The following is a 25,686-nucleotide window of genomic DNA, read 5'->3' as shown; positions in this document are numbered from 1 at the left end:
TTACTTCTGGAACCATTTTTTGTAGATGGTTTCGTAGGTGCCGTCTTTCTTCACTTTTTCCAGCGCAGCGTTGAATTTCTGCTGCAGCTCAGTGTTGCCCTGACGAACGGCAATCCCCAGACCGGTACCGAAGTAATCCTTATCGGTCACTTTGTCGCCCACTGGCGCCAGCTTGTCGTTGGCTTTCAGCCATTCAGTCACCACCGCGGTATCACCAAATACGCCGTCGATACGGCCATTTTGCAGATCCAGCTTCGCGTTCTGATAGCTGTCATACGGAACGGTAGTGATTTCCGGATGCTTATCCATAATGAATTTCTGGTGCGTGGTGCCGTTCTGTACGCCGACTTTCTTGCCTTTCAGCTGATCGACAGAGGTGAATTTACCTTTCTGACCAATGAACAGCGCGGAGTTGTCGTAGTAAGGCGTGGTGAACAGCACCTGCTTTTCACGCTCAGGGGTGATGTCCATCCCGGCCATTACGGCGTCGATACGGCGGAACTTCAGGCTTGGGATCAGGCTGTCGAACGCCTGGTTGCTGAAGGTACAGGTCGCGTCGATCTCTTTACACAGGGCGTTAGCCAGGTCCACGTCGAAGCCAACAATCTTATTGTTCGCATCGATGGATTCAAACGGAGGATAAGACGCTTCGGTGGCGAAACGAATGGTCTGGGCTGCGGTAGCGGAAAGGCTGACGCTAGCAAGCAGCGCGGCAATCAATACTTTTTTCATTATCATTTTCCCTAACACATCAGTGAGATAAGTAATTTTTGAAGGCATCGGTTTGCGGGTTCGTGAAGCAGCTCGCGTCACCTTGCTCAACGATATACCCGTTTTCCATGTAAACCACGCGGCTGGCGGTTTTGCGCGCCACTTCCACTTCATGGGTCACGATGACCTGGGTAATGTTGGTTTCCGCCAGCTCGCGAATAATGCTCACGATCTGGGCGGTGATTTCCGGGTCCAGCGCCGCGGTCGGTTCATCAAACAGCAGCACCGCAGGCTCCATCATCAGCGCGCGGGCAATCGCTACGCGCTGCTGCTGTCCGCCGGAGAGGTGTAAAGGATAGCGATCGCTGTACGGCTTAAGGCGCAGACGTTCCAGCAGCTTTTCGGCGCGCGCCATCGCCTGGTCTTTGCTTAAACCGAGCACGCGGCACGGCGCTTCAATCAGGTTTTGCAGCACGGTCAGGTGCGGCCAGAGATTGTATTGCTGGAAGACCATGCCGACGTTTTGACGCAGTTCACGAATCGCTTTATCAGACGGCGTTTTCGCAAAATCAAAATGGTTACCGGCAATGGCAAGCGTACCCGAGCGGGGCATTTCAAGCAGATTAAGGACACGCAGAAGGGAGCTTTTGCCTGCGCCGCTTGGGCCAAGCAAAACCAGCGTTTCGCCCTCTGGGCAGTTCAGCGTGATGTCGAACAGCGCCTGGTGTGCGCCGTAGAAGCAGTTAATGCCGTTTAGTTTAATACTCATCGGGGCAGTCTTTACTCATCCAGGCAATCTATAGCAATTGAGGCCGCAGATAGTACCGTTGACAGAATAGTTATGCAATATTTCTGCGTTAAAAGTTAAATATAACCCGTGTTTCCTCTTAAACATAGCACAAAATAGCGAAGGGTAAGGGGGGCGAGTATAAATGTCGGCATTCCGCGAGAAATGCCGGACATTTTACGGGGTTAACAATTATTTAACTGATGAGTTAGCGGTTCTCTATCGACTGTCGCAGCGTGCCTGCCGGGGCATGAACGCTGCCGCCAATGTAGCGTACGTCGTCGACTGCCCAGCACTGGCCTTCGCGGATCATCAGCACTTCATCCTGCCAGGACTGGGTGCCCTGCGTCAGCTTCACGCGCAGCGGGATATTCCGCGCATCGGTGTTTGGGATGGTGGAAGCACTCGCGACGTCGGCGCTGTCGGGCAGCGTTGCGCGGCTGGAGAACGGATCCGACTGAAGCAGCGCGTTATGCTGCGGATCGCGGGCCGCATCGTTCAGCAATTTGGCCAGACCGTCGCTCAAATACGGACGAAGGGCAGTAAGATCGTTACCGCGGTGCTGAATACGATAATCATAGAACTGTTGCGCCACGGTATCCGGGCCACCGTCAATGCAGGGGCCGCTGCGGGTACCGATATCCTTAAAGGCTGGCGTGACCGGAGTGGTGCACGCGCTGAGCACCAGCGCGCAAGGCACTAAAAGCGTTAAAGCAGAGTAGCGCATGTTGATTTCCTTATTTATTAACTATCCTTTCAATCATAGCGTAACGAACCGATAATGCTGGTGGTAAGGCATTGAACGCTAAAGAAGGAGAGAAAGTATGCAGTTTTCAACCACCCCAACCCTGGAAGGGCAGCCGATTACCGAGTATTGCGGCGTCGTGACGGGCGAAGCGATTCTGGGCGCCAACATCTTCCGCGACTTTTTTGCCGGTATTCGCGACATCGTCGGCGGACGCTCGGGTGCTTACGAGAAAGAACTGCGTAAGGCCCGAGAAATTGCCTTTAAAGAGCTGGGCGAGCAGGCAAAAGCGCTGGGCGCTGATGCCGTTGTGGGTATTGATATCGACTACGAAACGGTCGGTAAAGATGCCAGCATGCTGATGGTGAGCGTAAGCGGCACGGCGGTGAAAACCCGTCGATGAAGCGTTCGCTTTCAACGCTCCTGCTGGCGCTGCTGCTGGCAGGGTGCGCCACGGAAAAAGGCGTTATTGATAAAGGTGCTTACGAGCTGGATACCCGCCACCAGGCGCAGGCGGCCTATCCGCGTATCAAGGTGCTGGTGATCCACTATACCGCGGATGATTTTGACAGTTCGCTGGCGACCTTAACGGATAAAAACGTCAGTTCCCACTATTTGATCCCCGCTATTCCCCCCGCGCCGGATGGAAAACCGCGCATCTGGCAGCTGGTGCCTGAAAGCGAACTGGCGTGGCATGCCGGGATCAGCTTCTGGCGCGGCACTAACCGTATCAATGATACGTCCGTGGGGATTGAGCTGGAGAACCGTGGCTGGCAAAAAACGGCTGGCGTTAAGCACTTTACCCCTTTTGAGCCTGCGCAAATTGCGGCGCTGGTGCCGCTCGCCAACGACATTATTGCCCGCTACAACATCAGGCCTGAAAATGTGGTGGCTCATTCGGACATCGCCCCGCAGCGTAAAGACGATCCCGGTCCGCTCTTCCCGTGGCGACAGCTTGCTCAGCAGGGTATTGGCGCATGGCCCGATCCGGCGCGCGTCGCGTTCTATATTAACGGGCGTCCGCGCTATCAGCAGGTGGAGACCGGGGCATTACTCGATCTCCTCGCGCGGTATGGCTATGAGGTGCCGGTTGACAGCACCCCGGCGCAGCAAAAGCGCATCATCATGGCGTTTCAGATGCATTTCCGGCCTGACCTGTGGAACGGCGTCGCGGATGTTGAAACGATGGCCATTGCCGAAGCGCTTCTGGAGAAATACGGGCAGGGGTGATCCTTCGGATGCCCCCGAATGCCTTAGCTTATCCCGCCCTCTTAAGATTAATCTTAAGTACAAACTCAATTCATTTTTAGTTAATTGACTTAAAATTATCCGGATTTAAGATAGACACATAGCTTGCTAAGTAATGCAGCAAATAAATATATCGCATTCACTTTTTATTTTTCTCATTGAGAATTTCATTAGGAAAATATTCGAAGGTTAAGGCTTTTTTTTTTGCCTTATGCCTGAAATTGTAAAATTCACATCTTAAATCGGGTATAACAATGTTAAGCATCTATGCAAAAAAATTACGTCCGCAAAATGAAATGAGCGCGATTATTTCTGCTACCTCAGGTTTTGAAGAAAAAACCTTAAAGAAATGGCAGAAAATATCTACGACTGATTCACAATATATTCATATTATCGTCAGCGGTGAGGTTGAATTCCGCCGCGAATCTGACGAACTGTGTATGTTCACGGTGACGGGTCAGTGCATTTTTGGTCTCTCTTCTATGTACTACAATTCAACCCATATGTACGGCCTCGTTCGCGCCAACACCGTGGTGCGCTCGATTAAAAAAGAGACCTTCTCACAGCTGATGACGGATAACAATTTATGGCCTGAACTGACCAAAGTGCTCTCCTGGTACATCTGCATGCTGAGCAAACGTGACGATGTGCTGGTTGCCCGCAGCGCTTACTCCGTTGTGCGTGAATTCTTGTACGAGATTAATGAACTGATTGTTCATCATCAGCGCGATATTAATATTTACGACTATATTCAGGAATACACCAACCTGGCGCGCAGTACCATTATTAAAATCCTCTCCGACCTCAAAAAAGGTCAATATATTGTGGTGGAAAAAGGACGACTCCTTAATCTGACCACGTTGCCTGAAAAATACTAACTATTCCAGCCGATCTCCTTTTTCACTCAAAGGAGATCGGGATCCCACGTTATGTTGCACTCTCGTCTGCGAATTATCCTGCGTTTCGTCTACCGGCGGCGCGGGAATTTTGCCTTGCGAATAATCTTGCTCCTGTTCTTTTAACGCCTGCTTAAACAACTCGGTTAAAGAGGCATCCTCACCGCCTGTACTGGCGGGCGCGACATCATGCGCTTCGGTGCCGGGTAATGTATCCCGCGACGTATCGTGCGGTTCCGCGCCGTCGGGCGCTTGCTGCCAGTCGGCATCGTCGCTGTTAATCGGCAGATCCTGCATGGCAGGGATGTCTGCCTGCACCGGTGCGGGTTTCGGATGCGGATGCGGGAACGGCTTGCTCACGTACACGTAGTGCATATCCGAAAGCTGCGTTTCCGGTTTGGCGACGCTCGCTTTTACCGGTTCTGGCGCAGGGTGTCGCAGGTTCCAGTATATATGCGCGTACAGCCCCGCCATTACCATGGCGCACAGGCCCAACATCCATAAAAGAGTGTAACCGAAGACTTTTCTCAGGTTGGGGACGCGGTACGAAAACCAGACCGCCTCCCCGGTAGCGTGGCTGCGCTGAGCCGCAAGACAGATGGTAGACATCAGGAATGCTTCTCCTGCGTTTTCGCGTCCGGTGTGGAACGCGAGGCCTGTATTAATATGCTCGGCGTGGTATCGGTTTCTCTCATTAACTGCATCAGCGTATCTTCACCAGGGATTCCATCCACGTGCAGATGCATTTTTTGCTGGAACTCTCGGGTGCGTTTCATCAGCTCCGTCGTCCAGGTCCGGGAATGGGTTTCCGGCTGGTTAAGGGCTACGCTCAGCTGCTGGTCAAGCCACCCCAGGTCTTTTGCACCGCTGGCGGCGCTGATGGCGTCTTTGCCATCCGGCGTCAGGCGGTGCAGTTGGGTGTAATTGCCGGTCGCATGCTGGTTAAACCAGCTGCGGCTTACCTGCCAGGTACGGTTGTTCATCAGCAGATCGAGAGAGGTATCCCCAACGCGAGCGACCACGGCATAGTTGAGGTGGTTGCCGGTTTTCAGTTCACTGACCCACGGATAGCCTTCCTGTGCCAGCGCATCCGGCGAGGCGTTCCCCTGTTTACACATCAGGTTCACCTTCGCGGCGTTTTGACACAGGACATCTTCCGCCGAGGCGTCATACCCCCACATCTGATAAAGCTGATGCATGGCGTCCGGCTGATTCACAACTTCATTGTCGATAACCGGCACCACGGGCGCCAGTGCTTTTGGCGTCTGGTGTTGCCAGCTGGCGGGAACGGGCAGTTGAACCGGCAGCCTTGCACTAACAGAGGTCGTCAAATACCAGCCGCAGGCGGCAAAAAGCGCGGACGCGAATAAGCCCACGGTTGCCAGGCGCTTACCGTGTTTTGTCGCGGGCAGGGTCTCACCTGCCGCCAGGCGTAAATGACGCGGGCTGACCTGTCTTGCACGTTCGGTCCAGGCCGCCAGCAGCGACAGGTGCGCCAGCTCGTTCAGCTTGCTGATATTCCCTTTAGTCAGGGCATGCATCTTGCGCACGCGCACCGGCGTTAGCGGCGAAGTATCGCACCCGTGCTCTTCACACTGCGCCTGAACATAGCTCAGGCATTCCCGGCAGGTCAGGGGACGCAAGACATGATGCGTGTGCGCGTATTCGCGCAGTTCAGGCTGCTGCTTCAGAACGGCTTCCTGATCCGCCGCGCCCATCAACACCACGGACAGCCGGAAATCCAGCTCCTGAGCGCGGGTGAGCAGCATCGCCAGGATTTTCCGGCAGTTGTCTTTCATCGCTTCGGTATGGGCGATTACCAGCACTTTGGCTTTCGCTTTCCCTTCCTGCCACTGACGCAGCACGGCATCCACCGCCTGAATACTGTTCTTGCTCTCTTTCGTCCCCGGGCTGAGCTTGTACAGCAGGCTACTGGCGCTCAGTTTGGGAAACGCATTGATGGCAAGCACGCCGGGAGTCGCGAATTTCAGCGCATTGCTGAACTGGCTCAACAGCTGGGCGTCGTCTGAAAAGAGGCCGCTAATCCCCGCCTGTTGGGCTTTCTCTTTCAGAAGGTTGAACACGTCCTGATGATAAGGCACCAGAAAATCACCGGATAACCGGACGATATTCCGAAAGGGCGGATTTTTAAAATTAAAGTGGCTCTGATACATAACGACTTACCGTCTCTGATTAGGAATAGCAACAGGACGAGAAAGTAAGGGAACGCCAAGGAAGGGTCAATTTACGTACAGGGTAAAAATATCCTGCCGGTGAGGCCTAACATCTGGATTTTATACGGTCAATATTTTTCTTTATGAAAGTTAGTGGCGAAGCCGGTGGTCGTATTAGCACCAGATAATTACTATTTTCCCACCTATTGGCGCAGTACAACGCTGCTTATTTTCGCTTTGCTAAAGGCCAGATGAAAAATGAGATTCTCATTTCTGTCACGGTGGATAACGCCTTGCATTATGTGTGCGCTGTTAATTTTTTGCGGCCAGCAAGGATATCTGACGTTTAAAGATTATAAAAAGGTTACGAATAAGTTGGCTAATTCTGATGCGCAGCCGCTGAAAACGCGTCGTAACGAACAGACACTCACCCTTTTTACGGCGGCCGTACGTCAGGACAACCTGCCAGCCGCCGCGAAAGTCCCGCTGGCGGCGGAAATCGAAGGGATAGTGCGCAGCGATGACGCCTGGCTTTCGTTCGCCGTCATCAAAACGCCGGGTGGTCAGAAGAGCTACCGTGAAGGCGAGCCGCTGACCGGCTTCGACGATGCCTTTATTCAGGAAATAAACAAAGACAATGTGGTGGTTAATTACGAAGGTGCTACGCAGGTACTGGCGTTAAATAAGCCTGATTATTTTAAGGGCGGCGTCGACAGCGGCCCGGTAAGCAAATCGACGAAAGATGCAGGCGCGGAAAGCGTGCATCTTAATGATTATCTGGTGTTAAAGCCGTTAATCGAAAAGGGCCAGCTGGAAGGCTACAACATTAATCCACGGAATGCCTCCTCCTTCTACAGCCATTCAGGGCTGGAAAAAGGTGATGTGGCGGTAAAAGTGAATTCTGTCGATATGACCGATGAAGCAAAGGCAAAAAGTATTATTGCCAGCTGGTCGAAAATGAAAGAGGCGGAGGTCGTCGTCAGACGTCACGCTCACCTTGAAAATATTCGGGTTAATGTTCTAAACAATTAACAAGTGTAAAGACATGAAGAAATTTCCCTGGGCGTGCGTGGCGCTGACCGCATTGTCGTTATATTCAAGTTCGCTGCTTGCAGCCAACTTTAGCGCGAGCTTTAAAAATACCGATATCCGCGAGTTTATCGATACGGTAGGCCGCAATCTGAATAAAACTATTCTCGTCGACCCGTCCGTGCAGGGCTCGGTGTCGGTGCGAACCTACAACGTGCTGACGGAAGATGAGTATTACCAGTTCTTCCTGAGCGTGCTGGATCTGTACGGCCTGTCGGTGATCCCGATGGACAACGGCATGATTAAAGTGGTGCGCTCCAGCGTAGCCCGCACCGCGGGCGCGCCGCTGGCGGACAGCAAAAACCCTGGCAAGGGCGATGAGATCATCACCCGCGTGGTGCGCATGGAAAACGTGCCGGTACGTGAACTGGCCCCGCTGCTGCGTCAGCTCAACGATGCCACCGGCATCGGCAACGTGGTGCACTTTGAGCCGTCCAACGTGCTGCTGTTGACCGGTAAAGCCTCGGTGGTGAACCGCCTGGTGGATCTGGTGCAGCGCGTCGATAAAGACGGTATTCAGCGACGCGAGATTGTGCCGCTGCGCTTTGCCTCCGCCAAAGAGCTTTCCGACATGTTGAACAACCTCAACAACGAAGAGCAGAAGGGGCAGAACGCGCCGCAGCTGGCGACCAAAGTGGTGGCGGATGACGAAACCAATAGCCTGGTGATCAGCGGCTCGGAAGATGCGCGCATGCGTACCCGCTCCCTGATCCATCAGCTGGATCGCGAGCAGAACAACGAGGGGAATACCCGCGTCTTCTATCTCAAATATGCCAGCGCCACGAAGGTGGTGCCGGTGCTGACCGGGATTGGCGAACAGCTGAAGGACAAGCCGGGTAGCGCAAAAGCGAAAACCACGAGCGCCTCGACGGATCTGAATATTACCGCCGACGAATCAACCAACTCGCTGGTGATCACCGCCCAGCCTAACGTGATGAACTCGCTTGAGAAGGTGATCGACAAGCTCGACATCCGCCGTCCGCAGGTGCTGGTGGAAGCGATCATTGCTGAAGTGCAGGACGGTAACGGCCTGGATCTCGGCGTGCAGTGGACCAGCAAGCACGGCGGCGTGCAGTTCGGCTCCACCGGCCTGCCAATCAGCCAGATTAAAAACGGCACCATGAAGGGGGCGAGCTTCACCGGCCTTGCGACCGGCTTCTTTAACGGCGATTTCGGGGCGCTGATGACCGCGCTCTCCACCGACGGCAAAAACGATATTCTCTCCACGCCAAGCGTCGTGACGCTGGATAACAAAGAGGCGTCGTTCAACGTCGGTCAGGACGTGCCGGTGCTTTCCGGCTCCCAGACCACCAGCGGCGACAACGTCTTTAACTCCGTTGAGCGCAAGACGGTCGGTACCAAGCTGAAAATTGTGCCGCAGATCAACGACGGCGACATGATCCACCTGAAGATTGAGCAGGAAGTCTCCAGCGTCGACAACAGCGCGACGGAGGACGCCAGCCTCGGTCCAACCTTCAACACGCGCACCATCAACAACGAAGTGATGGTGCACAGCGGGCAGACGGTGGTGCTCGGCGGCCTGATGGAGAACGTCACCAAGCAGTCGGTCTCCAAAGTGCCGCTGCTGGGCGATATCCCGCTGGTCGGCCAGCTGTTCCGCTACACCTCGCAGGATACGTCGAAGCGCAATCTGATGGTGTTTATCCATACCACCGTTCTGCGCGACGACGACAACTACAGCGCGGCCTCGAAAGAGAAATATGACCAGATCCGCGCCCGCCAGCAGCAGCGTGTGGAAGAGAAAAAGCTCGGGATTATTGAGCCAGCGGATAACGCGATACTGCCCGCGTTTCCCGTCGACGCCAGCGCCGCGCCGGTGAAAACCAGCGCATCGCGTAACCCGTTTAAACACTAAGGCGGAGGGGGCAACGTGGACGAACTGAGTAAAGCGCTGTGCAGCAGCAGCTACGCGAAAGATAACGGCGTTCTGTTTTATAACAACGACGTCTACATCCGTGAGGACACCCCGGCGTTAGCACTCCTGGAAGTGCGCCGGGTGCTGGGACGCGCGTTCGTCCCGGTGACCCTGACATCTGAAGCCTTTGAAGAACTGCTGGCCAAAATCTGGCAGCAGAGCAGCGGCGTGTCGCAGCAGCTGGTGGACGATATGGACGCGGATATCGACCTGATGGCGTTAACCGAGGAGATCCCGGATAACGAAGATCTGCTTGATAACGACGAAAACTCGCCGGTGATCCGCCTGATCAACGCCATTCTCGGCGAGGCGGTGAAGGACGGCGCGTCGGATATTCATATCGAAACCTTCGAGCGTACGCTGAGCATTCGCTTCCGCGTCGACGGCGTGCTACGCCCGGTGCTGCAGCCGGCGCGCAAGCTGGCACCGCTGCTGGTGTCGCGCATCAAGGTCATGTCGAAGCTCGACATCGCCGAGAAGCGCTTGCCGCAGGATGGCCGCATCTCCCTGCGCATCGGCCGCAAGGCCATCGACGTGCGCGTCTCGACCATTCCGTCCCAGTACGGCGAGCGCGTGGTGATGCGCCTGCTCGATAAAAGCAACCTGAAGCCAGACATCAACAAGCTGGGCCTGATCGATGAAGAGCTGGAGAAGTTAAAAGGGCTGATCGACCGCCCGCACGGCATTATCCTGGTCACCGGGCCAACGGGCTCCGGTAAAAGTACCACCCTGTACGCCATTCTCTCGGCACTGAACGGCCACGAGCGCAACATCCTGACCGTTGAAGATCCGATTGAATACGAGCTGGAAGGGGTGGGGCAGACGCAGGTTAACCCGCGCGTGGACATGACCTTTGCCCGCGGGCTGCGCGCCATTCTGCGTCAGGACCCGGACGTGGTGATGATCGGTGAAATTCGTGACGGCGAGACCGCGCAAATTGCGGTGCAGGCCTCGCTCACCGGTCACCTGGTCATGTCTACGCTGCACACCAACAGCGCCGCCGGGGCGATTACCCGCCTGCGGGATATGGGGCTGGAGTCGTTTTTAATCGGTTCATCGTTGCTCGGTGTCATTGCCCAGCGTCTGGTGCGTCGGCTGTGTACGCACTGCCGCACCACCAGTCCGCTGGACGCCAATGAAAAAGCGCTGTTCAGCTTCATGGAGACGCCGCCGAAAGCGATTTATCGCGCGGTGGGCTGCGAGCACTGCCGCCAGAGCGGCTATCAGGGCCGCGCCGGTATTCATGAGTTCCTGGTGGTGGACAGCACCATGCGCCGCGCGATCCATGAAGATAAGGACGAAATGTCCATCGAAACGCAGCTCTTTAAGCAGGCCTACAGCCTGCGCGAAAACGGGCTGCTGAAGGTGATTAGCGGCGTTACCTCTCTGGAAGAGGTGATGCGCGTCACCGCCGAGCGCGGGGGGGATGAATAATGGCCTTCTACGCCTGGACGGCGACGGATGCGGCGGGCAAAACCCTGCGCGGCACGCTGCAGGCCGAGGGGCAAAAGCAGGTTCGCCAGTGGCTTCGCGAGCAAAAGCTGATGCCCGTCAGCATCACCGAAACCCGCGAAGCGGCGGTGTCCGGGAAAGCAAAGACCGGGGCTAAGCTCTCCACGCCGGTGCTGTCGATGTTTACCCGCCAGCTTTCCACGCTGGTCAATGCCGCGCTGCCGCTGGAGAGCGCGCTGAAGGCGATCTCGAAGCAGACGGAGGACAAAAAGCTGGCGGCGATAGTGGTGGAAATTCGTGAAAAGGTGGTGGAAGGGCATACGCTGTTCGACGCCTTCAGCCAGTTTCCGCGCACCTTCGACAAGCTTTACTGCACCCTGGTGATGGCCGGTGAAAAAACCGGCCACCTGGGCGACGTGCTGGAGAAGCTGGCGGAGTACAACGAGCAGCGCCAGAAGATGAAAAGCAAGCTGACGCAGGCGATGGTCTACCCGATTACCCTGACGGTGGTGGCCATCGCGGTGATCAGCATCCTGCTGGTGGCGGTGGTCCCGCAGGTGATCGAGCAGTTCACCCACATGAAGCAACAGCTGCCGATCACCACCCGCACGCTGATCGCGGTGAGCGATTTCCTGCAGGCGTACGGCATCTATATTGTCGGGATCCTCGGCGGTGGGTTTATCGGCTTTAAGACCTGGCTCAGAAATACCAAAAACCGTTTTCGCTGGCACAGCTGGCTGGTGAACGGCTCGCCGATTAAAAAGCTGGTGTGCGCCATCAACAGCGCCCGCTATATCCGAACCCTGAGTATTCTGCAGGCCAGCAGCGTGCCGCTGCTCGAAGGGATGTATATCGCGATGGACGGTATCGAAAACCTCTACGCCCGGCAGGTGCTGGAGCAGGCCGCCGATACCGTGCGCCAGGGGGCGTCGTTATATGCCGCGCTCGAACAGGCGAAATTATTCCCGCCGACCATGCTGTACATGATCGCCTCCGGCGAAGAGAGCGGGGAGCTCGGCAATTTAATGGACCGCGCGGCGGAAAACCAGGAGTCGGCATTACAGCATCGAATTACGTTAACGCTGTCGGTATTTGAACCGGCGCTGGTGGTCTCCATGGCGACGATTGTTTTATTTATCGTGCTGTCAATATTACAACCGCTTCTGCAACTTAATAATATGGTAGGTTAAATCATGGCTATAAAACGTAAAAACCTGGCTCGCCAGGCGGGCTTCACCTTGCTCGAATTAATGGTGGTGATCGTTATTCTCGGCGTTTTAGCGAGTATGGTGGTGCCAAACTTAATGGGCAATAAAGAAAAAGCGGATACGCAAAAAGCGACCAGCGATATTGTCGCGCTCGAAGGTTCGCTGGATATGTATAAGCTCGATAACCACCGCTACCCGACAACAGAGCAGGGCCTGCAGGCGCTGGTGACCAAACCTGAAATCGCGCCCATCCCGAACGGCTACCGTGCCGACGGCTATATTCGCCGCCTGCCGCAGGACCCGTGGGGCAACGATTATCTGCTCGTCAGCCCGGGCGAACACGGCGCGGGTGACGTCTTCTCTGCCGGTCCGGACGGTGAAGCCAATACCGCCGATGATATTACGAACTGGTCTCTGGATAAGAAAGAGAAATAATGAAAAATCAACGCGGCTTTACGTTGCTGGAAATTATTCTGGCGCTGGTGATATTTGCAAGCTGCGCCATGATGGTGGTGTCAACAATACCCTCGCGCAGCGGTGCGGATATATTTGGCCAGCAGTTAAAAGCCCTCGTTGATTATGGTTCAGACCGTGCGGTGATGGACGGAAATATCGTCGGGATGGTAATCACCACCGATAAATATCAGCTGGTCACGCTCGACGATAAAAATGGCGTGCGTCACTGGGTGCCTTTATCTGCCGGACGAATTACCACCAAAGGCGATTTTCCGCAGGAGATGCATGTTTCGCTGTCGCCCCAGCGCCTGGCGGCCACCGTCGAGGCCGACCCCCAGATCCTCTTTCTGCCGGACGGCGAGATTGGCCGATTTACGCTGACGCTGCAAAGCTACGACAAACAGCACCATTTCCGCGTGGTGTCGCAGGGCGCGGCCCCGGTATCGGTAGAAAACGATGGCTAACGGAAAGATAAAGCAAACGGGCATGACGCTGCTGGAGGTGATGGTCGCGCTGGTCATCTTCTCCACCGCCGCGCTGGCGCTGATGAACTCGGTCTCCCTGAACGTGCGTTTTACCCACGGGCTGGCCGACACGCTGCAGGCCAGTTGGGTGGCCGAGAACCAGCTGGCGGAAGCGCAGCTCGCGAAAACCGACTTCCCGGATGCTGAGGAGCAGGGAACGGAAATCATGGGCGGGCGCGGCTGGAACTGGCGCAAGCAGCGGGTCAAAACCGCTGAGAGCGGCTGGGCTAACGCGATCCGCGTGTACGCCGAAGGCGATGACAGCCAGCCGGTCATTTCGCTGCAGATCGTTGGGCCAGGAGAGAGCCAGTGAAGAGAACCCGACGCCAGCGCGGTTTTACCCTGTTGGAGATCATGATTGCCCTGACCATCTTTGCGGTGATAAGCACCCTGGCCTGGCAAATTCTGGACGGGGCGATGCGCACCAGTTCGGCGACGGATGCCAGCGCGGCGAAGCTCAATCAGCTGCAGCGCGCCTGGAGCCTGATGGAACGTGATTTCTACCAGCTGCAGGCGCGCGCGCCGCGCAACGAGCCGGATCTGTTCCGTCAGGTGGACGATGCGCTTGAGCTGACCACGCTGAACGGCGTGAGCGGCACGGTCCAGCTGGAGCGCGTGCGCTGGCGGCTGGAACAAGGGCATCTGTATCGCGACGTCTGGCCGGTGATTGACGGCCCGGCGGACGCGAAACCCGACGAGGTGCCGATTGTCAGCAACGTGAAATCCCTGCAGTGGCGCTTTTACCGTCAGGGCTGGCTGAAAAGCTGGAGCGACCCGGCGCATCTGCCGGACGGCGTGGAGCTGACGTTGACCATGGAAAACGGTGATACCTGGCGCTGGGTCTTTACGACGCCGGGCGATCTGCCTGAAGCGGCTGCACCAGAAAACGCACCCGTACCGCCGCCGGAAGCAAAATCATGAGTGCATTGCGCAAACAGAAAGGCGTAGCCCTGCTGGTGGTGCTGATCCTGCTGGTGATGATGTCGGCGCTGGCCGCCAAAATCAGCCAGCAGTTCTGCCGCAACCTGCAAAAAACGCATTATCAGGTAAGCCAGCAGCAGCTGCGCTGGGCGATGCAGGCCCAGGAAAAGGTGGCGAAGGACCGGCTGCAGGCCGACGCCAGCGGGGAAAGCAAAGCGCTCTCCCCCGACGGCGACTGGCATCAGCCGCTGGAAACCCGGGGCGAAGACTACACGGTGGTCGGCCAGGTGGAAGACGCGCAGGACTGCTTTAACGTCAACAACCTGCTGGCGGTCGAGAAAGTTGCGCAGGGGCAAAACCTCCCGGCGGTGCCGGAAAAGCCCCGCAGAGAGCAGATTGTTGAACAGCTTCTGACGGAGAGCGGCCTGAGCCAGACCAATGCGGAAGAGGTGTATCTGCAGCTGGTGGACTATCTCGATGGCGACACGACGGCGGCCAAAGAGGGCGCAGAGACCGATGCCTGGGCTGGCGTGGTGCCCGCTCGCCAACCGGCGAACCAGATGATGCGCACCATTGCGGAGATCACGCTGCTGCCCGCATTCCCGGCTGCCGCTTACCCGAAGGTGAGCAAGCTGCTGTGCGCGCTGCCGGACGCCGCCAGCAAGGTAGATGTGAATACCCTGAAACCGGAGCAGGCCGCCTTGCTGGCCGCGCTGTTCCCGGGAAAACTCAATGAAGATGATGCCGTTCGCCTGATTGAATCGCGTCCTGAAACCGGCTGGGAAAGTATGGAAACCTTCAGCAAAGCGCTGGAGCAGGCCTTCCCGCAGTTGAAAGACGACCTTCCGCAGGTAGCCGACTATCTCTCCATTAACAGCCGGTATTTCCGCGTCAATTATACCGGCAATACCGATGAATTAACGCTTCGCGTGGTGAGCCAGCTTCAGGTCAATAACGAAGCCGGTGAGATCGTGACGTGGCAGCGCCGTTACCGAATGATTGAATAAGAAAAGTAGAACGTTATGAAACAGGTCCTTTTTGTTCGTCCCGACAGCCGCGAGGGCGGGAAAATAATGTGGTGTGTCTCCGGCAGCCAGCAGGTTGAGACGCTGGAGAGCCTGGATGCGCTGATAAACCATCCCCTGGCGGCACGCGTTTGCCTGCTGCTGCCTGCCAGCAGCATGATCTTCCGCCACTTTACGCTGCCGAAAAAAGTTGCCTCGCAGGCGACGGCATTCTCGTGGATGGCGGAAGAGACGCTGATTGGTGACGTGGATAATCTTCACTGGACGGTGCTCAACAAAAAGGGCGCCGAGGTCGATGCGGTGGCGATTGATGCCGACCTGTTGCGCGGATGGTTAACCCGTTTTCAGGCCGCCGGAATGAAGGTGATCCAGGCGTTGCCGGATGCCTGGCTGCTGCCGGTAGCAGAGGGAGGAAGCACGCTGGTTAAGCAGGATGAAAGCTACTGGCTGCGTTTATCTCCCCACACCGCCGGGGAGATGGAGGCCAGCTTGCTGCCGCTGCTAATGCAGAAAGCGGGCGAGGGCGAGGTGTGCTGCTACGGCGCACAGCCTGAAGGGGTTGAGGTTGACCTCCTGCAGCCCTGGCAGCATCCGCTGGTACTGATCCAGCCGCAGTGGCAAACCTGCCGCGTGAATATTATGCACGGTGAATTCAGCGCGAAAGCGGGCACGGGTAAGGCCCCGAAAGGCATCAAAGCGGCGATGGCCGCAGCGGGCCTGCTGTCTCTCGGCCTGTTGCTCGGCCCGCGCGTCGCCATGGCCTGGATGCTGGTGCAGCAGGAGAATGCTATTCAGCAGGAGATCGCTCAGGTTTATCAGCACCATTTTCCGAGTATGCGCCAGCAGACCAACATCAAATACCACTTTGGTCAAAACATGAAAAAGCAGACCAAAGGGGTATTTTTGCAGCTTGAAGCGCTGGAGAAAGCCAGGCAGGCCGCGCCGGCGATGGAAATCGATCTGCTGGAATACGACGCCCAACAGAACACGCTGACGCTGAGTGTCAGTGCGCAAAATCAAACTGCGTTGCAGACGTTTGTGAATCAGGCGGGGGAAAATTTTGATTTTACCCTGCAACCTGTTTCCACCGCTGCACCTTATACCGCCACGATCGCAGGGAAATATAAATGAAAGAGCGAATCACGCAGCTTAAGTCTCATTATCAGAATTACAGCGTCAGGGAAAAAGTCATTATAAAAATATGTGCCGTTGCCCTGGCGGGGGCGGCCGTTTATTACGCAGGCGTGATCCCGCTGGATAATATTATTCAAAATAGCAAAGCCACGCTGACCCGACAAAAAGAGACGCTGAGCTGGATGCGCAGTGAAATCGATAAAAATCATCTCCAGGTTCAGATTGTCAAAACGGATAATCCGCGCACGGTGGTGGAAAACAGCGCGCAGGAAATTCATCTCCCCCTGATAGATGTGCGGCAGGATGGGCAAACCTTATCGTTTGTTGTGAATCGCGTAAACGTCTACGAATTAAAGAACTGGCTGCGGGAAATTAACCAGACCTCCGGCGTCAGGCTGCAAAAAATTAACCTCACGCCGGTCGATCGCCTCAGCGACGTAAAGGCCGAGGTGCAGCTTACCTGGAGTAAAACCGCATGAACACCTTCGCGCTGATGCGGGAGGTTTACCCGGTGGGGTTCCCGGTGATGAGTGCGATTCTGGGCGGCATTGTGGGGAGCTTTCTTGGCGTCGTCGCCGAGCGCGTACCGGGCATGGTGATGGACGAAGAGGGGGGCGGCAATTTGCTCTTTCCTTCCTCTCATTGCCCTTCATGCCAGCATACGCTGGCCGCCTGGGAGAATATCCCGATCGTTAGCTGGCTTGTTTTACGCGGACGCTGCAGCCGCTGCGGCACCGCCATCCCGCTACGGATATTTTTAATCGAACTTTTTTCTGCGCTGTTTTTTGGCATCACCGCCTGGTGTATGCCGGACGTCCAGGCATTGTTCTCCCTGTGGCTGCTGGCGGCGTTTTTAATACCCCTTACGCTGATCGACTGGCGGCACCAGCTGCTGCCGGACTGCCTGACGCAGCCCCTGCTGTGGGCAGGATTATTGCTGCATGCCTTTGACCATACGCTGCCGCTACGCGATGCGCTGCTCGGCGCCGTGGCGGGCTATCTCTCGCTCTGGCTGCTGTACTGGGCGTTTCGCCTGACCACCGGGCGGGAAGGGTTGGGGTATGGTGATTTTAAGCTGCTGGCGGCTTTAGGTGCCTGGTGCGGCTGGCAGGCGCTACCCTCGCTGGAATTAATCGCCGCGCTGAGCGGTATTATCGGCTATTTCGCGTTAAATAATTTAAATAAAAATAACCTCACTATTTCTTTCGGTCCCTACCTCTCATTTGCTGGAATAGTGGTGTTTATTGGGCAGCAATTTGCTTTCATATTTTAAATATTCAGGTCAAGTTTTTTTATAAGTTTTTTCGACGATGGAAGAGAAGGACGTCTCTTTGCGCTCAGTGTATCGTAAGGGATATAAGCGACACGGAATTTAGGCTTGTATCTTTTTATGGAGGAATACAACGTAGCAAAACGTTTTTTGTCACGATTTTCAGGTTGGTTAAATACGCATTACGCAAATAGATTCCATGCTCTCAAGGAATGCATGGATTATTAACGTTACGAATAAATTTATCAGGAAATAAAAATGAAATTTATGAAGCCTAAATATCTGGCGCTCTTCATTGCGGCGGCATCCGGCTCCGCATTTGCAGTTGCGCCAGGCACACCGACGATTGGCTATGGCAATGACAAATTTGCGCTGGTTGAAGTAGACCAGGCGGCACAGGATTACAACAGCCTCGTCAAAGTGCATAAAGATGGCGTGGATGTGAAAGTGGAGTGGAATGTCTGGAGCGGCGATGCGCCAACATCTGCGAAGGTTCTGCTGGATGGCACCACCGTCTGGACGGGGGCGGGTAGCGCTTCTGGCTCTGCCACCTTCAAGGTGAAAAAAGGTGGCCGCTATCAGGAACAGGTTGAACTCTGTAACGCCAGCGGCTGTACCAAAAGTGCCAGCAAGCTGATTATCGTTGCGGACACCGACGGCAGCCACCTGCTGCCGCTGAATGCGCCGATGCAGGAGAACAACAAAACCTTCGCCCAGCATACCGATAAAGTGGTCGGTGCCTACTTCCCTGAGTGGGGCGTGTATGGTCGTAACTTCCCGGTCGATAAAATCCCTGCGGCTAACCTGAACCACATTCTGTATGGCTTCATTCCAATCTGCGGCGGCGACGGGATCAACGATAGCCTGAAATCCATCGAAGGGGGCAACAGCTTTGAAGCCCTGAAACGCGCCTGTAATGGCCGCCAGGATTATACCGTGGCGATCCACGATCCGTGGGCTGCAGTGCAAAAACCACAGTCCGGCGTCTCTAACTGGGATGACCCGTACAAAGGCAACTTTGGCCAGCTGATGGCGCTGAAAAAAGCGCACCCGGGCCTGAAAGTTCTGCCGTCCATCGGCGGCTGGACCCTGTCTGACCCGTTCTACCAGATGAACGATCCGGCCATTCGCGCACGCTTCGTCTCCTCCGTGAAAGAGTTCCTGCAGACCTGGAAATTCTTCGACGGCGTGGATATCGACTGGGAATTCCCGGGCGGCGGCGGTGAGAACGCGGCGCTGGGTAACCCGCAGCAGGACAAGGCAACTTACACCGCGCTGATGCACGATCTGCGCGCCATGATGGATGAACTGTCTGCACAGACGGGCCGTACCTACGAACTGACCACGGCGATTGGTTCCGGTAAAGATAAGATTGAAGACGTGGATTACACCGCGGCACAGCAGTATCTCGATCATATCTTCCTGATGAGCTATGACTTCTACGGCGCGTGGAGTAATACCGAGCTGGGTCACCAGGCGGCGCTGCATGCTCCAGCATGGCGTCCAGATACCAACTACACCACTGAGAACGGCGTGAACGCGCTGCTGGCTCAGGGCGTACAGCCAGGCAAGATTGTGGTGGGGACGGGCATGTACGGTCGTGGCTGGACTGGCGTACACGGTCAGACGGGCGACAACCCGTTCACCGGTACCGCAACCGGTCCAGTGAAAGGCACCTGGGAACCGGGTGTTGTCGACTATCGCCAGATCGTAAATGAGTATAAAGGCAAGCCGGGTTGGGAGTATGGCTACGACGCGACTGCGGAAGCGCCTTACGTCTTTAACAAATCAACGGGCGATCTGATCTCCTATGAAGATGCGCGCTCCGCGGCGGCGAAAGGTAAATACGTTCTGGCTAATAAACTGGGCGGTCTGTTCTCCTGGTCTATTGACTCTGATAACGGCGACATCCTGAACGCGATGAACGAAAGCCTGCTGGGAAGCTCTACACCGGTTGAGCCCGTGGTGACAAACCATGCGCCAATCGCATCATCGTCTGACCAGAACGTCTCTGGCCCGGCCACCGTTACGCTGGATGGCTCTGCCTCTACCGACCCGGATGGCGATGCTATCACCTACAAGTGGACTCAGATTTCTGGTCCATCGGTGGCCCTCACCAACAGCACCAAAGCGAAAGCGACCTTTAACGTTGCGGCCGCGACCAGCGACCAGACCCTGGCGTTCCGCCTGACGGTAACGGATGCGAAAGGCCTGAGCAACGCAATTGATGTGCAGGTTGTGAACAAAGCGCCGAAAGCGAACCAGGCGCCGGTAGTAAACCAGATGGAAGCGGTAACGCTGCAGGCGGGTGAAACCTATGCTCTGCATGCCCAGGCAGCGGATCCGGACGGCGACGCGCTGACCTACGCCTGGAGCGTTCCAGCGGATATGCACGCGACCGGTACTGACACGGCGAACGTGAACATCACTGCGCCAGAGGTGACTTCAACGTCTACTTACACCCTGAGCGTGATTGTCGGCGACGGTAAAACCAGCGTGCAGTCTAACGTGCAGGTTACCGTGAATCCGAAACCGGCTGACGTTACGCCGCCGGCTGATGACGTGACCCCGCCTGCTGACGAGGTTACCCCTCCGTCTGATGAGGTGACTCCGCCATCTGATGAAGGCTCTGCTACCGGTAGCTGCGACAATCCTGTCGATGCTAACGCCAGCAAATATGCCGCATGGGATGCCAGCAAAATCTACAACAATGGCGATACCGTAAGCTTCGACCATCTGGTGTGGAAAGCGAAGTACTGGACCCAGGGCAACCAGCCTGGCTTCGGTGTGGATGCCTGGGAGCTGGTCAGCAACGTGAAGATGAACTGGCGTTCTGATCTGGTTTACAACGGCGGTGAAACCACAACTTACCAGGGCAACGTTTACCGTGCCAAATGGTGGACCCGCGGTGATAACCCGGCCAACAGCGACGTATGGGTGAAAGAAGGCCCATCAACAGACTGCAAATAATATAGCCCGGAAATCACTCACCACCCTTTTGGGGTGGTGAGTGATTCAAAATTCATTTTACAGGATGTTGCTAAGGAGAAATCACTGACGCTTACAGCAGGTAAATATGAAAAAGGTAATGTTGTTCTTATTGATAATAAGCCAAAGTGCGCTGGCAAACTGTTGGGATAAAGCGGCGCATTATTATCATGTCGATCCGTACTTATTATATGCCATCGCCAACGTTGAATCCGGCATGAACCCGTACGCGGTTGGTCAAAACCATGACGGCACCCGCGATGTCGGGCTGATGCAAATAAACAGCTCCCATTTTACGGCGCTTGCGAGCAGGGGGATTGATGAATATCGGCTGATGACCGAGCCCTGTACCTCCATTATGGTCGGCGCTTCCATCCTGTCCGGGATGATTAAGGTCTATGGCTATAACTGGGAGGCGGTAGGCGCATATAACGCCGGATTAAAAAAAGAGAATTATCCGCAGCGCATGAAATATGCCCATAAGGTCTGGAAAAAATATCAGCAATTGAAATTAGCGGCACGTTATTAAGGTTTTTTATTTTTGAAGAATTCCCGAGGGTGTTCTTCGAAAAGTGAAAACAGCTGTCTGTGGTTTATTTATTAACGGATTAATACATAAGCCGGGATTTTATAATTTAACTTCTATTAACAGGAATACTGAAATGAACAAAAGGACGTTACTGAGTGTACTCGTTGCCGGCGCATGCGTCGCCCCGTTTATGGCGCAGGCTGCCTCGCTGCAAGCGACCCCCAGTGAGCCGTACACCATGAAAGCCAGCGATCTGGCGAAGAAGGAAAAAGAACTGACCAGCTTCCCGCTGATGGCCTCGGTGAAAGAGACCATCCAGACGCTGGACAACGCTCAGGTTGAAATGATTGAGCCAGGCCGTGCGGCAAACCCGGAAAACGTGAAGCGCGTGGAAGGGATCGTGAAGGCCAGCGACTGGGAATATCTCTTCCCGCTGCGCGCGCAGGCGTACACCTACAGCAACTTCCTGAAGGCGGTAGGTAAATTCCCGGCGCTGTGTAAGACCTACAACGACGGTCGCGACAGCGACGCCATCTGCCGCAAAGAGCTGGCAACTATGTTTGCCCACTTTGCCCAGGAAACCGGCGGCCACGAGAGCTGGCGTCCGGAGGCCGAATGGCGTCAGGCGCTGGTTCACGTGCGTGAAATGGGCTGGAGCGAAGGCCAGAAGGGCGGCTATAACGGCGAATGTAACCCGGACGTCTGGCAGGGGCAGACCTGGCCGTGCGGGAAAGATAAAGACGGCGACTTCCTGAGCTACTTCGGTCGTGGTGCGAAGCAGCTGTCCTACAACTACAACTACGGTCCGTTCTCCGAGGCGATGTACGGCGACGTGCGTACCCTGCTCGATAAACCTGAGCTGGTGGCGGACACCTGGCTGAACCTGGCGAGCGCGATCTTCTTCTTCGCCTATCCGCAGCCGCCAAAACCAAGCATGCTGCAGGTTATCGACGGCACCTGGCAGCCGAACGCTCACGATAAAGCCAACGGTCTGGTCCCTGGCTTCGGCGTGACCACCCAGATCATCAACGGTGGCGTAGAGTGCGGCGGCCCGACTGAAATTGCCCAGTCGCAAAACCGTATCAAGTACTACAAAGAGTTCGCGAACTACCTGAAAGTGCCCGTTCCGGCGAACGAAGTGCTGGGCTGCGCCAACATGAAGCAGTTCGATGAAGGCGGTGCCGGTGCGCTGAAGATTTACTGGGAACAGGACTGGGGATGGAGCGCGGATACCCCAACCGGCCAGACCTACTCCTGCCAGCTGGTGGGCTACCAGACGCCGTTCAGCGCCTTTAAAGAGGGTGACTACAGCAAGTGCGTGCAGAAGTTCTTTAACGTCAACATCGTGAACGACGATGGCTCCCCCACCACTCCGGACGAAACCCCGGTAACGCCAGCGCCGACAGAAGATGAAACGCCGGCTCCAGCGCCAGCGCCGACGCCGGATGAAACCCCGGCTGAGCCGGCGGCGGTGAACCACGCCCCGGTCGCGCATATTGCGGGTCCAATTGGCGCCGTTGAAGCCGGTGCGCAGGTCTCTCTGAGCGCGGAAGGGTCTACGGATGCCGACGGTAACAAGCTGACCTACACCTGGCGTTCACAGGATGGTCAGACCGTGACCGGTCAGGACAAAGCGGTTGTGACCTTCAGGGCGCCAGAATCCGCCACGGCACAGCAGATTGAAGTGAGTCTGACCGTTAGCGATGGCGAACTGAGCAGCACTACGTCTTACCTGCTGAACGTGAAGGCGAAAGCGGTCACGCCATCTCAAGACGACGCGTCTTACGCCGCGTGGAGCGCGAACAGCAAGTACAAGGCAGGTGATATCGTGAACAACCACGGTAAACTGTTCCAGTGCAAACCGTTCCCGTACAGCGGCTGGTGTAACAATGCCCCGGCATACTACGAGCCAGGCGCTGGCCTGGCGTGGGCTGACGCCTGGACGGCACTGTAAAAGCAAACGGCAACCGAAAGGTTGCCGTTTTTTTGTTTGCACCCTCTCCCCGTGGGAGAGGGCCGGGGTGAGGGCATCAGGCCGCATCAGATTAACTACCGATGCAACTTCCCATGATCCCGCAGCCACGCCGCGGTGCGCATAATCCCTTCATCCAGCGTCACCACCGGTTTATACCCCAGCTCGTTCTCCGCCCGCGAAATATCCAGCGTGAAGTCAAAGTTGAGTTTAGAGACGCCGTAATGCGTCAGCGCAGGCTCTTTGGCCGATTTACTGCCAAAACGCTCCATGCTGCGGGCAATCATATCCAGCATCGGGTAGGGCACGGAACGGATACGGCAGTCGATCTGCAGCTCGTCGATCAGCCGCTGCACAATGCTGCGCAGCGTGCAGGGTTCGCCGTTGGTGATGTTGTAGGCGCGACCGGAGATCAGCTTGTCGCAGTCCGGCTGGCTCGCCAGCCACATGGCGTGAACGGCGTTTTCGTAATAGGTCATATCCACCAGCGCATCGCCGCCGCGCGGCAGCAGCACGCTGCCGTAGTGGTGCATCATCTGCGCCAGACGGGGAATAAACACCTTGTCGTGCGGCCCGAACAGGCTCTGAGGGCGCAGGACCGTAAAGCGGGTATGCGGGTTTGACTGCGCCAGCAGGTCAATCACCTCTTCGCTGGCCGCCTTGCTGCGGGCAAATTCACAGGCAAAGCGAGCAGGGCGGAAATCTTCCTGCACGTCGCGATGGTGGTGATAGTCGAAATAGAGTGACGGGGACGAGATATGAATAAAGTTACGCACGCCCCAGGCAACGGCCCATTCGCCCAGGCGACGCGTGGCGCGCACGTTGGCGAGATCGAAGGCTTCCTGGGTGCCCCACGGGGAGGTAAAACTGGAGCAGTGCCACAGCGTGTCGATACCGGCGAGCATCACCTTCGCCTGAGAGGAGACCAGCTCCGTCAGGTCGGCATGGACAAATTCTGCGCCCATTTTTTGCAGCAGCTTACCCATCGCCTCGTTGCGACCGGTGGCCCTGACGCTGATGCCTTTGTTGCGCAGAAACTCGACCGCATTTCGGCCTAAGCCGCTGGTCGCCCCGGTAACCAGTACCTTCATATCAATCCACTGTGTTGAAAAAGAATTTCGTGCGCATTCTTTCGTGAATTACGACGTGTTGCAATGGGAAAGGTGAAAGAATAAGAGTTTTATTTACTTCTTTTCCGTCTTTTGTTCTGCCAGCTGCGCAATGCGTTTCGCCATGCCCCGGAAAATAAACAGGTGTGCTGGGATCATCAATAACCAGTAGAACAGACCGGGCATTCCGTGCGGATGCCACCATGCGCGGACGTCCAGTTCCCGGTGGTCGCCTTTGTCCTTCAGCGTAAAGCAGAGTCGGCCCAGCCCTGGCGCCTTCATGCCAAACAGCAGCGCCAGCTGTTTTTCCGGCTCGACGATGATCACCTTCCAGCTGTCGACCGTATCGCCCACCTCCAGATACGGGTGCGTCGGGCGGCCTTTCGCCAGCCGGTGGCCTACCAGCAGATCCATCGCGCCGCGCGTTTGCCAGAGAATATTGCCAAAGAAGTAGCGCTCTTTGCCGCCAATCTGGTTCACCACCTCCCACAGCGCGGCCAGACTGGCGTGGGTTTTCACCGTGCAGCCCGCCTGTTTCGGGTAATAGCCATACTCGGGCCGCCAGCGGGCAAAGGCCTGCGCGTCGTAGCCCCAGTCGCTGGAGTTCACCAGTTGCTCTTCCTCTTTCAGCGTATTGCGCACGGCATCGTCAAAGCGGATCAGGTCCTGGGGTATGAGCGCCCGCAGCGCGCGATCGTCCGCCAGCAGATCGTGCTTCAGCCCCTGGATCAGCGCTTTTGCCGTGGTTGGCGGCACGGAGGTGATCACATTCAAAAACCACACCGAAATCCAGCGGGTCGGGAAGGGGATGGGGATCAGCCAGTGGCGGCGGCCGCTGACGCGCATGAAATGTTCGAACTGCTCCTGATAGCTCAGCACTTCAGGCCCGGCGGCCTCCAGCACGCGGTGTTGCTCCGCCGGGTGATCCAGCAGGGCCACCAGATAATGCAGCAGGTTCTCCAGCGCAATCGGCGTGGTGCGCGAACGAACCCAGCGCGGCGGCGTGAGTACCGGCAGGTTGTAGACCATATCGCGCATCACTTCGAAGGCGGCAGAGCCCGCGCCGACGATAATCCCGGCCCGCAGTTCGGTGACGGGAATGTTCGCGCCGCGCAGGGTGTCCGCCGTCAGCTGGCGGGCGCGCAGGTGGTCGGACTGCCCGCTTTCGGGTGCCTGGAGCGAGCTTAAAAAAATCACCTGTTTTACCGGCGTTTGCAGCAGGGCATCGCGGACGTTCATCGCCACCTGACGCTCATGGGCAATAAAGTCCCCGCCTTCGCCCATGCTGTGCACCAGGTAGTAAAGCGTGTCGACCCCGTCCAGCAGCGCGGGAAGCTCCTTCGGCCAGTTGAGGTCAACGCTGTGGCAGGTGACGCCCGGCAAACTGAGCTTCTGCAGGCGCTCCGTGTTACGTGCCGCAGCCAGCACCCGGTGTCCCTGCTGGCTTAGCGCCGCGGTGAGATGCTGACCGATATACCCGCTGGCGCCGAGCACCAGAATGCGTTGCGGCAC

Annotated in this window: 25 protein-coding genes; 18 read left to right on the top strand and 7 right to left on the bottom strand. The window is 56.3% G+C overall.

The window, feature by feature from the left end; genetic code table 11:
• From artI to KK102_RS05415, 3 genes are all read right to left on the bottom strand, one after another.
• Positions 1-732: an arginine ABC transporter substrate-binding protein ArtI gene (gene artI / locus KK102_RS05425; RefSeq protein WP_020689903.1), complete on the bottom strand. Its 732-nt coding sequence runs from the start codon at positions 730-732 to the stop codon at positions 1-3.
• A 19-nt stretch (positions 733-751) separates the two neighbouring features.
• A complete protein-coding gene (gene artP, locus KK102_RS05420) occupies positions 752-1,480 on the bottom strand; it encodes an arginine ABC transporter ATP-binding protein ArtP (protein WP_119934911.1) in 729 nt (242 codons plus the stop codon).
• 226 nt (positions 1,481-1,706) lie between these two features.
• Positions 1,707-2,225: a lipoprotein gene (locus tag KK102_RS05415; RefSeq protein WP_216357125.1), complete on the bottom strand. Its 519-nt coding sequence runs from the start codon at positions 2,223-2,225 to the stop codon at positions 1,707-1,709.
• A 97-nt stretch (positions 2,226-2,322) separates the two neighbouring features.
• Between KK102_RS05415 and KK102_RS05410 the strand changes: the two genes are divergently transcribed.
• From KK102_RS05410 to KK102_RS05400, 3 genes are all read left to right on the top strand, one after another.
• Positions 2,323-2,646 (top strand): heavy metal-binding domain-containing protein, encoded by a 324-nt coding sequence (locus KK102_RS05410; protein WP_006174327.1) that lies wholly within the window; start codon positions 2,323-2,325, stop codon positions 2,644-2,646.
• On the top strand, positions 2,643-3,473 hold the full coding sequence (locus KK102_RS05405; RefSeq protein WP_126543548.1) for an N-acetylmuramoyl-L-alanine amidase: 831 nt from the start codon (positions 2,643-2,645) through the stop codon (positions 3,471-3,473). The genes KK102_RS05410 and KK102_RS05405 overlap by 4 nt, the downstream gene beginning before the upstream one ends.
• A 272-nt stretch (positions 3,474-3,745) precedes the next feature.
• Positions 3,746-4,369, top strand: a complete 624-nt coding sequence (locus KK102_RS05400; protein ID WP_126543549.1) for a helix-turn-helix domain-containing protein — start codon at positions 3,746-3,748, stop codon at positions 4,367-4,369.
• Here the strand turns inward: KK102_RS05400 and KK102_RS05395 are convergent, their stop codons facing one another.
• Both KK102_RS05395 and KK102_RS05390 read right to left on the bottom strand, forming a co-directional pair.
• Positions 4,370-4,996, bottom strand: a complete 627-nt coding sequence (locus KK102_RS05395; RefSeq protein ID WP_126543550.1) for a hypothetical protein — start codon at positions 4,994-4,996, stop codon at positions 4,370-4,372. It lies immediately after the preceding gene.
• A complete protein-coding gene (locus KK102_RS05390; RefSeq protein ID WP_216357124.1) occupies positions 4,996-6,561 on the bottom strand; it encodes an ExeA family protein in 1,566 nt (521 codons plus the stop codon). The genes KK102_RS05395 and KK102_RS05390 overlap by 1 nt, the downstream gene beginning before the upstream one ends.
• 300 nt (positions 6,562-6,861) lie before the next feature.
• Here KK102_RS05390 and gspC point away from each other — a divergent pair, with 300 nt between their 5' ends.
• From gspC to KK102_RS05315, 15 genes are all read left to right on the top strand, one after another.
• Positions 6,862-7,593 (top strand): type II secretion system protein GspC, encoded by a 732-nt coding sequence (gene gspC / locus KK102_RS05385; protein ID WP_216357123.1) that lies wholly within the window; start codon positions 6,862-6,864, stop codon positions 7,591-7,593.
• A 13-nt stretch (positions 7,594-7,606) separates the two neighbouring features.
• The gene (gene gspD / locus KK102_RS05380) at positions 7,607-9,526 is read left to right on the top strand and encodes a type II secretion system secretin GspD (protein WP_216357122.1); all 1,920 of its coding nucleotides are present in this window, start codon (positions 7,607-7,609) and stop codon (positions 9,524-9,526) included.
• Between the two features lie 15 nt (positions 9,527-9,541).
• Positions 9,542-11,020: a type II secretion system ATPase GspE gene (gene gspE, locus KK102_RS05375; RefSeq protein ID WP_216357121.1), complete on the top strand. Its 1,479-nt coding sequence runs from the start codon at positions 9,542-9,544 to the stop codon at positions 11,018-11,020.
• Entirely contained in the window at positions 11,020-12,228 is a 1,209-nt protein-coding gene (gene gspF / locus KK102_RS05370) for a type II secretion system inner membrane protein GspF (RefSeq protein ID WP_216357120.1), read from the top strand. The genes gspE and gspF overlap by 1 nt, the downstream gene beginning before the upstream one ends.
• 3 nt (positions 12,229-12,231) lie before the next feature.
• On the top strand, positions 12,232-12,681 hold the full coding sequence (gene gspG / locus KK102_RS05365) for a type II secretion system major pseudopilin GspG (RefSeq protein WP_216357119.1): 450 nt from the start codon (positions 12,232-12,234) through the stop codon (positions 12,679-12,681).
• Entirely contained in the window at positions 12,681-13,166 is a 486-nt protein-coding gene (gene gspH / locus KK102_RS05360) for a type II secretion system minor pseudopilin GspH (protein ID WP_126543557.1), read from the top strand. Before gspG ends, gspH begins: the two co-directional genes overlap by 1 nt.
• The gene (gspI, locus tag KK102_RS05355) at positions 13,159-13,539 is read left to right on the top strand and encodes a type II secretion system minor pseudopilin GspI (RefSeq protein WP_126543558.1); all 381 of its coding nucleotides are present in this window, start codon (positions 13,159-13,161) and stop codon (positions 13,537-13,539) included. The genes gspH and gspI overlap by 8 nt, the downstream gene beginning before the upstream one ends.
• Positions 13,536-14,147, top strand: coding sequence for a type II secretion system minor pseudopilin GspJ (gspJ, locus tag KK102_RS05350; protein ID WP_126543559.1), 612 nt, complete (start codon positions 13,536-13,538; stop codon positions 14,145-14,147). Before gspI ends, gspJ begins: the two co-directional genes overlap by 4 nt.
• A complete protein-coding gene (gene gspK / locus KK102_RS05345) occupies positions 14,144-15,154 on the top strand; it encodes a type II secretion system minor pseudopilin GspK (RefSeq protein ID WP_216357118.1) in 1,011 nt (336 codons plus the stop codon). The genes gspJ and gspK overlap by 4 nt, the downstream gene beginning before the upstream one ends.
• Positions 15,155-15,169: 15 nt before the next feature.
• The gene (gene gspL, locus KK102_RS05340; RefSeq protein ID WP_216357117.1) at positions 15,170-16,303 is read left to right on the top strand and encodes a type II secretion system protein GspL; all 1,134 of its coding nucleotides are present in this window, start codon (positions 15,170-15,172) and stop codon (positions 16,301-16,303) included.
• Positions 16,300-16,785 carry a type II secretion system protein GspM gene (gene gspM, locus KK102_RS05335; RefSeq protein ID WP_216357116.1) on the top strand — a complete coding sequence of 162 codons (486 nt, stop codon included), beginning with the start codon at positions 16,300-16,302 and terminating at the stop codon, positions 16,783-16,785. Before gspL ends, gspM begins: the two co-directional genes overlap by 4 nt.
• Complete coding sequence (locus tag KK102_RS05330) at positions 16,782-17,579, top strand: prepilin peptidase (protein ID WP_216357115.1); 798 nt, start codon at positions 16,782-16,784, stop codon at positions 17,577-17,579. Before gspM ends, KK102_RS05330 begins: the two co-directional genes overlap by 4 nt.
• A 255-nt stretch (positions 17,580-17,834) precedes the next feature.
• A complete protein-coding gene (locus KK102_RS05325; RefSeq protein ID WP_216357114.1) occupies positions 17,835-20,546 on the top strand; it encodes a glycosyl hydrolase family 18 protein in 2,712 nt (903 codons plus the stop codon).
• 106 nt (positions 20,547-20,652) lie between these two features.
• Complete coding sequence (iagB, locus tag KK102_RS05320) at positions 20,653-21,093, top strand: type III secretion system invasion protein IagB (RefSeq protein WP_216357113.1); 441 nt, start codon at positions 20,653-20,655, stop codon at positions 21,091-21,093.
• Positions 21,094-21,226: 133 nt separating this feature from the next.
• Positions 21,227-23,047, top strand: coding sequence for a glycoside hydrolase family 19 protein (locus KK102_RS05315; RefSeq protein WP_216357112.1), 1,821 nt, complete (start codon positions 21,227-21,229; stop codon positions 23,045-23,047).
• Positions 23,048-23,142: 95 nt separating this feature from the next.
• Here the strand turns inward: KK102_RS05315 and KK102_RS05310 are convergent, their stop codons facing one another.
• Complete coding sequence (locus KK102_RS05310; RefSeq protein WP_024907825.1) at positions 23,143-24,156, bottom strand: NAD-dependent epimerase/dehydratase family protein; 1,014 nt, start codon at positions 24,154-24,156, stop codon at positions 23,143-23,145.
• Between the two features lie 93 nt (positions 24,157-24,249).
• A complete protein-coding gene (locus KK102_RS05305) occupies positions 24,250-25,686 on the bottom strand; it encodes an SDR family oxidoreductase (protein WP_216357111.1) in 1,437 nt (478 codons plus the stop codon).

Origin of the sequence: Enterobacter quasimori (assembly GCF_018597345.1) — a bacterium.
Taxonomy (GTDB): Bacteria; Pseudomonadota; Gammaproteobacteria; order Enterobacterales; family Enterobacteriaceae; genus Enterobacter; species Enterobacter mori.
This window is presented reverse-complemented; position numbering and strand designations above follow the sequence as displayed.

Bases quoted from the DNA above. Each gene is read 5' to 3' on its own strand.
- artI (WP_020689903.1), bottom strand. From the start codon at position 732: ATGAAAAAAGTATTGATTGCCGCGCTGCTTGCTAGCGTCAGCCTTTCC.
- artP (WP_119934911.1), bottom strand. From the start codon at position 1,480: ATGAGTATTAAACTAAACGGCATTAACTGCTTCTACGGCGCACACCAG.
- KK102_RS05415 (WP_216357125.1), bottom strand. From the start codon at position 2,225: ATGCGCTACTCTGCTTTAACGCTTTTAGTGCCTTGCGCGCTGGTGCTC.
- KK102_RS05410 (WP_006174327.1), top strand. From the start codon at position 2,323: ATGCAGTTTTCAACCACCCCAACCCTGGAAGGGCAGCCGATTACCGAG.
- KK102_RS05405 (WP_126543548.1), top strand. From the start codon at position 2,643: ATGAAGCGTTCGCTTTCAACGCTCCTGCTGGCGCTGCTGCTGGCAGGG.
- KK102_RS05400 (WP_126543549.1), top strand. From the start codon at position 3,746: ATGTTAAGCATCTATGCAAAAAAATTACGTCCGCAAAATGAAATGAGC.
- KK102_RS05395 (WP_126543550.1), bottom strand. From the start codon at position 4,996: ATGTCTACCATCTGTCTTGCGGCTCAGCGCAGCCACGCTACCGGGGAG.
- KK102_RS05390 (WP_216357124.1), bottom strand. From the start codon at position 6,561: ATGTATCAGAGCCACTTTAATTTTAAAAATCCGCCCTTTCGGAATATC.
- gspC (WP_216357123.1), top strand. From the start codon at position 6,862: ATGTGTGCGCTGTTAATTTTTTGCGGCCAGCAAGGATATCTGACGTTT.
- gspD (WP_216357122.1), top strand. From the start codon at position 7,607: ATGAAGAAATTTCCCTGGGCGTGCGTGGCGCTGACCGCATTGTCGTTA.
- gspF (WP_216357120.1), top strand. From the start codon at position 11,020: ATGGCCTTCTACGCCTGGACGGCGACGGATGCGGCGGGCAAAACCCTG.
- gspG (WP_216357119.1), top strand. From the start codon at position 12,232: ATGGCTATAAAACGTAAAAACCTGGCTCGCCAGGCGGGCTTCACCTTG.
- gspH (WP_126543557.1), top strand. From the start codon at position 12,681: ATGAAAAATCAACGCGGCTTTACGTTGCTGGAAATTATTCTGGCGCTG.
- gspI (WP_126543558.1), top strand. From the start codon at position 13,159: ATGGCTAACGGAAAGATAAAGCAAACGGGCATGACGCTGCTGGAGGTG.
- gspK (WP_216357118.1), top strand. From the start codon at position 14,144: ATGAGTGCATTGCGCAAACAGAAAGGCGTAGCCCTGCTGGTGGTGCTG.
- gspL (WP_216357117.1), top strand. From the start codon at position 15,170: ATGAAACAGGTCCTTTTTGTTCGTCCCGACAGCCGCGAGGGCGGGAAA.
- gspM (WP_216357116.1), top strand. From the start codon at position 16,300: ATGAAAGAGCGAATCACGCAGCTTAAGTCTCATTATCAGAATTACAGC.
- KK102_RS05330 (WP_216357115.1), top strand. From the start codon at position 16,782: ATGAACACCTTCGCGCTGATGCGGGAGGTTTACCCGGTGGGGTTCCCG.
- KK102_RS05325 (WP_216357114.1), top strand. From the start codon at position 17,835: ATGAAATTTATGAAGCCTAAATATCTGGCGCTCTTCATTGCGGCGGCA.
- iagB (WP_216357113.1), top strand. From the start codon at position 20,653: ATGAAAAAGGTAATGTTGTTCTTATTGATAATAAGCCAAAGTGCGCTG.
- KK102_RS05315 (WP_216357112.1), top strand. From the start codon at position 21,227: ATGAACAAAAGGACGTTACTGAGTGTACTCGTTGCCGGCGCATGCGTC.
- KK102_RS05310 (WP_024907825.1), bottom strand. From the start codon at position 24,156: ATGAAGGTACTGGTTACCGGGGCGACCAGCGGCTTAGGCCGAAATGCG.